Annotated in this window: 9 protein-coding genes and 1 pseudogene; 9 read left to right on the top strand and 1 reads right to left on the bottom strand. The window is 60.7% G+C overall.

What is annotated here, in order from left to right:
* Positions 1-137 precede the first annotated feature (137 nt).
* A pseudogene (locus HOY34_RS21485) lies at positions 138-368 on the bottom strand (helix-turn-helix domain-containing protein); the annotation flags it as partial.
* 182 nt (positions 369-550) lie between these two features.
* Here HOY34_RS21485 and HOY34_RS21480 point away from each other — a divergent pair.
* The 9 genes from HOY34_RS21480 (at position 551) to HOY34_RS21440 (ending at position 9437) form a co-directional block, all read left to right on the top strand.
* Entirely contained in the window at positions 551-853 is a 303-nt protein-coding gene (locus tag HOY34_RS21480; protein WP_172366689.1) for a BrnT family toxin, read from the top strand.
* Positions 837-1103 (top strand): BrnA antitoxin family protein, encoded by a 267-nt coding sequence (locus HOY34_RS21475; protein WP_172366687.1) that lies wholly within the window; start codon positions 837-839, stop codon positions 1101-1103. The genes HOY34_RS21480 and HOY34_RS21475 overlap by 17 nt, the downstream gene beginning before the upstream one ends.
* 177 nt (positions 1104-1280) lie before the next feature.
* The gene (locus tag HOY34_RS21470) at positions 1281-1772 is read left to right on the top strand and encodes an RNA polymerase sigma factor (RefSeq protein WP_172366685.1); all 492 of its coding nucleotides are present in this window, start codon (positions 1281-1283) and stop codon (positions 1770-1772) included.
* Between the two features lie 8 nt (positions 1773-1780).
* Entirely contained in the window at positions 1781-2674 is an 894-nt protein-coding gene (locus tag HOY34_RS21465; RefSeq protein WP_172366683.1) for a FecR family protein, read from the top strand.
* Positions 2675-2757: 83 nt separating this feature from the next.
* Positions 2758-5148: a TonB-dependent siderophore receptor gene (locus HOY34_RS21460; RefSeq protein WP_253944595.1), complete on the top strand. Its 2391-nt coding sequence runs from the start codon at positions 2758-2760 to the stop codon at positions 5146-5148.
* A gap of 47 nt (positions 5149-5195) precedes the next feature.
* The gene (locus tag HOY34_RS21455; RefSeq protein WP_172366680.1) at positions 5196-5987 is read left to right on the top strand and encodes an ABC transporter substrate-binding protein; all 792 of its coding nucleotides are present in this window, start codon (positions 5196-5198) and stop codon (positions 5985-5987) included.
* Positions 5984-7912 carry an iron ABC transporter permease gene (locus HOY34_RS21450; protein WP_172366678.1) on the top strand — a complete coding sequence of 643 codons (1929 nt, stop codon included), beginning with the start codon at positions 5984-5986 and terminating at the stop codon, positions 7910-7912. Before HOY34_RS21455 ends, HOY34_RS21450 begins: the two co-directional genes overlap by 4 nt.
* The gene (locus HOY34_RS21445; RefSeq protein ID WP_172366676.1) at positions 7909-8706 is read left to right on the top strand and encodes an ABC transporter ATP-binding protein; all 798 of its coding nucleotides are present in this window, start codon (positions 7909-7911) and stop codon (positions 8704-8706) included. The genes HOY34_RS21450 and HOY34_RS21445 overlap by 4 nt, the downstream gene beginning before the upstream one ends.
* Complete coding sequence (locus tag HOY34_RS21440; protein ID WP_172366674.1) at positions 8703-9437, top strand: siderophore-interacting protein; 735 nt, start codon at positions 8703-8705, stop codon at positions 9435-9437. Before HOY34_RS21445 ends, HOY34_RS21440 begins: the two co-directional genes overlap by 4 nt.
* Positions 9438-9572 lie beyond the last annotated feature (135 nt).

The following is a 9572-nucleotide window of genomic DNA, read 5'->3' as shown; positions in this document are numbered from 1 at the left end:
GTTCAAAAGTCCCATGTGGATCACTCCGTTGCCCCCGCCGCTCACCGCTTTGGAGGAAGGTTCACATGGCTCAGTTCTCAGTGAAAATTATGCCCTTAAACGGCTCAGTTCTGGGTGAGAAACAACAGTGTCAGCGGCCGGCGCTGCTTGCGCGACTTCGTGCTGTCGGTCTTCAGCCATGCCGACAGCTTATCCGCGAACGGGTCGAGCTTGCTCGGCCGCTCCGGCACCGCAAACTTCGGCTCGATCGCACCTGACTTCAGATACTTCTTGATGGTGTTCCGAGAGAGCCCGGTCCGCCGTGCAATCTCCCGGATCGGTAGCTTCTCTCGCAGCGCAAGACGGCGGATGACGTTCAAAAGTCCCATGTGGATCACTCCATTGCCCCCCGACGCTCAGCGCGCTCAGGGGAAGGGTCACATGGGTCAAATCTCAGTGGAAATTATGCGCCTGCCCGGGTCAGTTCCGAGTGAAAATCAACAGTCCAAAGCATGATGACTGGGGAAGCTGCGGGGCTGGACAAATCCGTATATTCCTCCAATATACAATCATGATCGACTGGACCCGGATCAGAGGCTTCGACTGGGACGATGGCAATGCCCGGAAGAACGCCGACAAGCACGAGGTCGGCCAGTCGGAAGCGGAACAGGTCTTCTTCAATGAGCCGCTTCTGGTACTGGCCGACAGGAAACACAGCGAGGGCGAGGTTCGATACCACGCCCTCGGGCATACCGATGACGGGCGAAGGCTGCACATCACCTTCACCCTGCGCGACGGGGAAACCCTCCTGCGGGTGATCTCCGCCCGCGACATGAGCCGAAAGGAGCGAGATGTCTATGGCAAGGAAGCATAAGCCGATCCCCGACTTCGAGACCGAAGCGAAAGAACGGGCATTCTGGGAAAGCCATGACTCGGCGGAGCATGTCGATTGGAGCCAGGCCGAGCGGGTCACCATGCCCAACCTCAAGCCCACCTCCACCTCGATCTCCCTGCGACTGCCCGTCGCCCTGCTGGACCGGATCAAGGTAGCGGCAAACAAGCGCGACATGCCCTATCAGTCGCTGATCAAGGCTTGGCTCGTGGAAAACGTCGGGAAGGGATAGTAAAAGACCGCTATGGCATCCAGGGGGGCGGACCTACGTAAATTCCCATAATCTCAGCAGCGCGGTATCGTGCCGCTTCAGTTCAGGTCTGTGCCCGACCCTTGCAATTATTTTCTGATTCATTTAGTTGGGAATTTGTATTCCGCTCCCATCCGCTCAAGGAGCCCAAGTCTCCTGATGCCCGACTCCGTTCACCTCGCCTGCATCTACATCAAGGAGCGCCCCGGCCTGCGGCGCTACCTCACAAAGATGACCGGCAATCTGAGCATGGCGGACGACCTGATCCACGACACATTCCTGCGAGTTCTGGACAAGGATCGAAGCACAAGCCAAATTCGTGATCCGCGTGCTTATCTGCTGCGGTCGGCCCGCAATCTGGCCATCAACGCGCTGGCGACGCAGAGGCGGAACCCAGAAATCTCGGAGCTTCCCGAGGTCGCTGATCCCGCCCCTGCGGTCGTAGAGCGCATGATTGCCAGGGAGGAGCTTTTGCTCGTCATGAGCGCAATCGCAAGCCTGCCAACAAAAAGGCGTGAGGTTTTTATCATGTCGCGCGTCGACAATCTCAGCTATGATCAGATCGCAAGTCGGCTCGGTATTTCCCGGAACACGGTGATGGTGCAAATCGTCCGGGCGCTTTCTGATTTGCGCAAGATATTGGAGATGTAAACAGCGGCATGAGTTCTCCCGACGATCAGGCCCTGGAATGGCTTGTGCGCCTGAACGACACAAAGGCAGATGATCATCTCCGGGAAGAGTTCGCGCGCTGGCATGCAGTTCCTGAACATGCGAAAGCCTGGACACAAGCCGAGGCTTTCTGGAACCGGCTGAATCCGGTCACGGCCGAGATACGGCGGCGGCGGCGATTGTCGCGCAGGGCGGCCATCGCAGGCGGGAGCGCCCTTGTCCTGGCCCCGCTTACAGTATGGCTCACACGCCCCGGGCGCTTTGCCGACTATCGAACACTTGCGGGCGAAACCCGTGAACTTCTGCTTCCGGATGGAAGTCGGGTGGAACTGGCGGCTGGCTCGGCGCTTTCTATGGACTATGCAACAAAGGAGCGGAGGCTTGTACTCCACCTTGGGGAGGCTTTTTTTAAGGTTGCCACTGATCCAGAGCGGCCGTTCATCGTCAACGCCGGACAGGCGGAATTCATCGCATTGGGAACCGCATTCAATGTCCGGCTTTTCGAGGATCAGGTCAGCCTGACCGTCACCGAACATCGGGTTCTCGCCCGGAATGGTCAGGTGGAAACCGTTGTGGAAGAGGGCCATAAGCTGGCCATCGGCGGCTCCCTTGCCACCAATGCGCAACCCGTTGACATCGACACCGAAACCGCCTGGCGCCAGGGTATACTTGTCTTCGAGGCGACCCCGCTTGGCGAAGTGATGGATGTGCTGGGCCGCAATGCAGGGTGGAACGTGATGATCAGCGATGCGGCCCGCCGTATCCCGGTCACAGCAATATTCAAACTGTCGCGCATTTCCGACGCCCCTGAAACCATCGCGCGGACATTGCCGGTGCGCCTGTCTCGTCTGCCGGGTGGGGTGATCATCATTCGGACAAAATAATTTTGCGCCCGCTGTAATTACCCCGCCCCCCGAAACTGTCTCTTGTTCGTAACCAGATCCATGGGGAAGACAGGATGCACGGAATGAAGGGACGGCTGGCGGCTTTAGCCTCGCTGGTATGCCTCGCGACAGGCACAGCACAAGCACAGGAGGCGCAACGTATAGACATCGCAGCTCAGCCGCTGGCCAGTGCCGTGCTGGAACTGGGCCGCAAGACCGGGCTTCAGGTCGTGGTAGATAACCGGCTGATGGCGGGTCGCCAAAGTGTCGCGGTCTCTGGTGTGATGACGCCCCGGCAGGCACTCGACATCATGTTGGGCGAAAGCGGACTCCAACCGAATGTGGTCAATCACGATACGCTGACCATGCGTCCCGAAGCCGGTCTGGTGGACGAAAGCGGCGCGGTAGTCCTTGGCACAATCATTCTTTTCGGTGAGGATCCGTTCGGGGCTGCGCCGGGGATTGTTGCCTATTCCAGTGGCACCGGCACCAAGACAGGAGCAGACCTGCGAGATGTCCCTCAGGCTGTAAATGTGGTTACAGCAGATCAGGCAAAGGCACAGGGGGCGCGTTCCGTCGTGTCCGGGCTCGCCTATACGCCAGGCGTGGTGGGCCAATATGGCGACAACGACTTGCGCCATGACTGGCTGACGGTGCGGGGCTTCCGCCCGGATCGTTATGCCGATGGGCTGAGGCAGAACTTCGGTGCGCGCGGCTATGCCCAATCGCGCGCAGAGCCCTTCGGACTGGAACGGATCGAGGTTCTTAAAGGCCCCGCTTCGGTCCTCTATGGGCAGGCCACACCCGGGGGTATCGTCAACGTCGTCTCGAAACGCCCCGTGGACAGGGACGTGCGCGAGGTCGAACTGTCCTTCGGCTCTTACGCGCGCAAGCAGGTCGGCGTCGATTTCGGCGGCCGACTGGATGAGGCAGGCGACGTGCTTTACCGTTTCGTGGCGATGGCGCGGGATGGCGACAGCGAATATGACCATATGAGCGAGCGCAAGGTTTATATCTCGCCCTCGCTGACCTGGAAAATCGACCCGACGCTCAGCCTGACCGTCTTCGGCGAATATCAGAACATCGACTCGCCGGGGGGTGGCGGCGCGCCCTCCCTTTCCGCCAATGGCACGCTCTATCCCGATCCTGTCAGGGGCTATCTGCCGCGGTCAACTTTTGTTGGCGAACCTGGCTTTGACCATTTCGAGAGCACCTCGAAACAACTTGGTCTGCGGCTGGAAAAGCAGATCACCCCGGACTGGTCTTTCAATCAGGTGCTGCGCTACAGCGAGGCCGATGTCGACACGCAGCGCGTGCAACTCTACTGCCTGACGCTTGCCTGCGGCCCGACCGAGGCGGCGCGCTATGCCTGGGGGTTCCCGGAAACATCGAAGATCTGGGCCTATGATGCCCATCTGACAGGAATTATCCGCGCGGGTGCGGTTGAGCACAAGCTGCTCTTCGGCCTTGATGCTTCGCGTGAGAAGAGCCGATTCGACGAAACCTCCCTCAGCTTTGTTTCCATGGGCTGGGATGTGTTCAATCCGACCTATCTCGGCAGCGGCATCAGCCGACCCCCGGTTGCGATGACCATCGAGCAGACGCGCAAGCAGGTCGGGGCCTATGCGCAAGACCAGATCACCTGGGGCAAAGCCGTTTTTTCCGCCGGGCTGCGCTATGACTGGGCGGATACGACCACCCGCACGACAACCTTGGCCACGGACAGCACCGTCGAGCAGAGCGATGGCAAGCTGACCGGCCGCCTCGGGGCAGTCTATCACTTTGACAATGGCATTTCGCCCTATATCGGCTATTCGACCTCATTCTACCCGGCGGGCGGGACTGACCGCAACGGTGTTGCTTTCAGTCCGACAACAGCGGATCAGTTCGAACTTGGCCTGCGCTATGCGCCCGAAGGCAAGCCGGTCATGGTTACGCTTTCGGCGTTTCAGTTGACCCAGCAGAATGTGCTGACACCAGACCCGGTGAACACCAGCTTCAACACCCAGACCGGCGAGGTCCGGGTACGAGGCGTTGAACTTGAGGCCAAAGCCGAACTGACCAGCGGTCTGAGCATCATCGGTTCCTGGGCCTACAGCGACGGAGAAATCACCAGGGACAACCGCTATCAGGGCAATCGCCCGGCATTCGTGCCCAGAACCCAGGCAGCACTCTGGCTGGATTACAAGCTGCAATCGGCAGATGCTTGGGGTGGACTGAGCCTGGGCGGTGGTGTGCGCTATGTCGGACAGACCTTCGGTGACAATGCCAATCAGTTCAGTGTTCCCTCGTTTGCAGTGGTGGATGCCGCGATCCGCTATGATCTGGGTGCGGCGGGTTACGATGGGGCGCAACTCAGCCTCAACGTCACCAATCTGGCGGATCGACGCTATGTTTCGACGTGCCTGAGCGCTTCGGGATGCTATTGGGGGCCAGGCCGCGCTGTCTCGGCCAGCCTGAGCTACAAATGGTGACAGGACATGCGTTGTCCCGGCGGGGCTTTCTCGCCGGGGCCGCTGCTGTGGGATTAACGAACGGCCGGGCCGCCTTTGCGGGTGTGCCCGCCCGGATCGTTGCGCTTGACTGGGCGCTGGCCGAGACCTTGGTGGCGCTTGGTCATGCGCCCCTGGCAGTGGCCGAAGCCCCGCTTTACGCGCAAAGGGTGATCGAGCCCGCCTTACCACCGGACACTCTGGATGTGGGGCTGCGCAATTGGCCCAATTTGGAGGCGGTGCGAGCGCTGCGCCCCAATCTGATCGTGACGCTCGAAGGCTATGGTGTTCCGCTTGCACGTCTTGAGGCCATCGCGCCGGTGCGCGCGCTACCACTTTACACCACAGCGCGCCATCCTCTTCACCTTGCTCGCAGGGCCACCACGGAACTGGCCTCCGTGCTTGGTCGCGAGGTGCAGGGTGCCCGGCTTCTGTCCGATCTTGACCGGGCGGTGACACCGGCCGGGGCGGATGAACGCCCGATGCTGATTCTGAAATTCGCGGATGAGCGCATTATCGACATCTACGGTCAAGGCAGCCTGTTTGACGATGTGCTTCGGGCGAAAGGCCTGCGCAATTCCTGGACCGGCGTCACCAATATCTGGGGCTTCGCCACGACCGGGATCGAGGAACTGGCCCGTCACCCCGAGGCGCGCCTGCTGATTATCGAACCCGCACCAATCGATCTGATGCAACGAGGCGCCATCTGGCGGGCATTGCCGCAGGTCCGGGCAGGTCGCACCAGATTGCTGCCCCCGGTCTGGGTATTCGGTGGCCTGCCCTCCGCCATCCGTTTTACACGGCTTCTGGGAACGACATGACCCGTATCCTTACGTTTCCGGTGCTGTCTGCCGGGTCTCTGGCCGCTCTGGCCGTTGGTCTGACCATTTTCAATCTGACGATACCCGAGCCTACTCTGGCCGGACTGTCCGATGAGTTCGTCCGACTTTGGCGCGATCAGGCCCTGCTACCACGTTTCTGGATGGCACTGATCTGCGGCGCGGCACTTGGCCTTTCGGGACTGATGTTCCAGCAGGTTCTGCGCAATCCACTGGCTGAACCCGCCACGCTGGGCACCCTGTCCGGTGCGCAGCTTGCCATAGCAATCACTGTTGTTCTTGGGGGCAGCCATCCTTTGCTGCGGGAAGCTGCGGGATTGCTCGGCGGTTTGGGCGCACTGGCCCTCGTCATATTCATGGCGGGGCCGCGCTCGTCAGATCCGGCGCTGCTTGTCGCGGGTCTGGTGGTCAATCTTGCCATCGGTGCCGTTTTCGTGCTGCTTGCGCTGTTCCAGCAGGATTATCTGCGTTCGGTCTTCATCTGGGCCAGCGGCAATCTGGCACAGAACGGCGGTTCCGATCTGTCGACCCTTGTGCTGCGCTTACTGGTTCTTGTGCCTCTCGCCCTGACACTGATGCGGGGAATGGCGCTCTTTGGGCTATCGGATGAAAACCTGCGCGGTCTTGGCGCCAATGTGACCGGGCTGAGGCTTCTGATCCTGCTGATGGCGACGGCCATCTCGGTGGTGGTCACCGCGAGAATCGGCGTGATCGGTTTCATTGGCCTTGCCGCGCCGTTGCTGGCCTCCGGCCTTGGCATTCGCGGCCTGAAGGCCAGAACTGTTGCCGCGCCGGTTGCCGGTGCGTTCATCCTCCTTCTGGCCGATGGGTTGACCCAGAGCCTGAGCCGGGCGCTTTCAGGACAAATCGCCATCGTGCTGCCGACCGGAGTGCTGACGCCGATATTGGGCGGCGTTTTGCTTCTGGTTCTGCTCTGGCGGCGCCGTATTCCCGAGACCCCGGCACGACAGGCGCGCCCGACCTCTAGACATCCGACGAAAGCTATCGTTGCAGCGTTCCTCGTCTTGGCGGTCTCGGTTGTATTCTCGCTTGTTGAAACCCTGCATCTTCCCGGTCTGGATGCCGCCGGGTTGTGGCCGGGACGCTGGCCCCGCGTCGTGACCGCGTTATCGGCGGGCGTCATGCTGGCGCTGGCGGGGGTGGTCATCCAGAGCGTCACGGGCAATCCGCTTGCGAGCCCCGAAAGCCTCGGGATCAGTTCAGGGGCCGGGCTCGGCATCATCGCGGGGCTGTTCGCAGGCGGAATGGCGGCGCTGTTCTCGGGCGCGTTGATCGGCGCACTTCTGGCCTTTATCCTCGTCGTCGCAATCGGAGCGCGAAACCGCTTCGCGCCCGGTACCCTTTTGTTGACAGGCGTCGCTTTCGGCACTTTTGCCAGCGCGCTGATGTCGCTGATGATCGCCAGCGGCGACCCCCGCGCCTTCGTCATTCTGGCCTGGAGCATGGGGCCGACCTACCGTTCCGAAGCTTTCGGCGCACTGGCCGGGGCGGCGGTCGCACTGCTTGCCATACTGACCTTTCCTCTGTTCCTACGCTGGCTTCGCATCTTGCCGCTCGGCGCCGAGCAGGCGCGGTCTCTCGGCGTCAGGCCGGTTATCGCGCGCTTTACCCTCATGGCCTGGGTCGCGGTTCTGACCGGCGTCTCGACACTGGCGGTAGGGCCGGTCAGTTTTGCCGGGCTGATGGCGCCACATCTGGCGCGGGCGTCCGGAGCTACCAGCCCCGGAATGCAGTGCTTCTGCTCTGCGGCCTGGGGTGCCGCGATCCTCGTTCTCGCAGACCTCGCAGGACGATTGATATGGTTTCCTTACGAAATTCCCGCCGGCGTCCTCGCCTCACTGCTGGGCGCGCCCTTCTTCCTTTGGCTGATCGGGAAAAGCCGATGACACTGTTTTGCTGCAAGACCCTGGAACGGCGCGTCGAGGGGCGGACACTGCTCGGCCCGCTGGACCTGAAAATCAAACCGGGGCTCATGACCGCAATCCTGGGACATAACGGATCGGGGAAATCCACGCTTCTCAAAGTGCTGGCCCGTCAGGATTGTCCGGACGCAGGAGAAGTTCACTTCAGGGGGCAGCCGATCAAATCCTGGCCGATCCGGGATTTCGCCCGGAAACTGGCCTGGCTGCCGCAAAACCCGACCGCTGCGCCGGGTATGACATTGCGCGAACTGGTGGGTCTTGGCCGTTTTCCTTGGCACGGCTTGTTGGGGCGGCGCAGCGTGAAAGATCGTATCGCCTGCGAGGAAGCGATGGAACTGACTGGAACAACTGCGCTTGCGGATCGGCTGGTCGATACCCTGTCCGGTGGCGAACGTCAGCGTGGCTGGATCGCCATGCTGCTCGCGCAGGGGGCAGAGGTGATGCTGCTCGACGAACCTGTCTCAGCACTGGATATCGCTCACCAGATCGAGGTGATGGAGCTTCTGCGCAGACTAAACCGTCAGAGGTCTCTCTCCGTCATCATGGTATTGCATGATCTGAATCTCGCCATGGGCTGGTGTGACGAGGCCGTCGCCCTGCATGGTGGCAAACTGGCCGCGCATTGTCCGATTGCGGGGCTGCACGATCCCGAACTTCTTGGGGAACTCTATGGGCTGGAGTTCGAGACCATTACCTGGCGGGACACTCGCCTTGCCATGCCCCGTCGGCTGTTTGCGTCCGAAGCGGACGTAACATGAAGGACCTTTTCACCATAACGGTTCAGTCGGTTGACGATCTGTCCCCTTCGTTGAGCCGATTGATCTTTCTTGTTGAGAACATGGAGCAATTGCAAGGAACGGATCACCCGGATGAATGGGTCAGCCTGTGGTTCCCCGACGCTACGGGCATTTTTAACCCGCCTTCATCGGGCCCTTTCGCTCGGCACCTGTCGCGCGGGCGTTCCCGTCCCTATACCCTGCGCAATATAGACCGGCAGGCCGGAACGGTGACCATTGATATCGTGAAGCATGTGGGCGGAATAGCTGCGGCTTGGACGAGCCATGCCCGCCCCGGAGATGGGCTGCTGATGGGACAACCCGAGGGTAGATTCAAAATCGCACCGGAGATCGAACGGGTTCTGATCTTTTCCGACATTACGGGCGTGCCAGCTTTCGCCCGGATTCTCGAAGATCTGCCCGGGACAACGCCCATCGTAGCAAATATCGTTATGCCTTCCGCTGACGACTATAAGGCTATACCAACGCTAGGGGGGGCTCACGTTTGCTGGAACTGCACAGTGTCAGAAAGCGAAAGCTATCTGGCAGTATGCGCTGAGAAAACTACCTTTCGGCCGGGGCAAGATTATGTGTGGATCGCCGCCGAAGCTCGTGCTGTCGCCCATCTGAAACGTCTCTTTAAAGCAAAGGGAGCGAAGGCTGCCGACCTTACGGCCATCGGGTATTGGATACGCGGCCAGAGTCGTAGATAGCCCGTAACGGCTTTGTTGCACTATCCGGCCGGCTCATGGATTCATGTTTGTGAGTCAGCGGGTTAGGTTGGCTCTATGAGCAAGCCGATCCCTCTTTTTCGCACAACGAACTGGTCGAGCTACAGCCGGGCCCTG

It is taken from the genome of Pseudogemmobacter hezensis (genome assembly GCF_013155295.1).
GTDB lineage: Bacteria > Pseudomonadota > Alphaproteobacteria > Rhodobacterales > Rhodobacteraceae > Pseudogemmobacter > Pseudogemmobacter hezensis.
This window is presented reverse-complemented; position numbering and strand designations above follow the sequence as displayed.